Source organism: Micromonospora noduli, assembly GCF_003264365.1.
GTDB lineage: Bacteria > Actinomycetota > Actinomycetes > Mycobacteriales > Micromonosporaceae > Micromonospora > Micromonospora noduli.
In genome coordinates this window covers 1-386 of record NZ_PYAK01000199.1, presented here as the reverse complement: position 1 = coordinate 386, position 386 = coordinate 1, and the positions used below count along the sequence as shown (strand labels likewise).

Here is a 386-nt window from a genome sequence, read left to right as displayed (position 1 = left end):
GAATTCAATGTCGATTTATTTATTAGTCGTTTCGTTATTTAAATAACAGAAATTATTATAAATACAATGATTAAAACAATTTTAAAGTCTAGTGTATTAAGCAATATTAGAAGTCGTGCTATTTTTACGTCTTCGGTTGTTAATGTTAAGAAAAGTAAGTATTTACGGTGCTGCATACTAGATTAATTGAACCCCTTAACCTAACCTTTCTCTTTCTTTTTAGTTACCATAGAAAAAAAAGACAATACAACAGTAATACAAGGACACTTTGTGCCGTCACCGAGAGAGGGTAAACTATTAAAAATAATCGACACTGAGAAGAAAGATGTTTGTCCAGTTTGCCAACTGAGTAAAATGGGAATTAATATAAAACACACTGTAAGGTT

Annotated in this window: 1 protein-coding gene; it reads right to left on the bottom strand. The window is 30.1% G+C overall.

The genetic code is table 11. The features are described 5' to 3' along the window. Window positions 1–200: 200 nt before the first annotated feature. A partial coding sequence (locus GUI43_RS34380) for a hypothetical protein (RefSeq protein WP_211326815.1) occupies window positions 201–386 on the bottom strand: 186 nt, incomplete at its 5' end.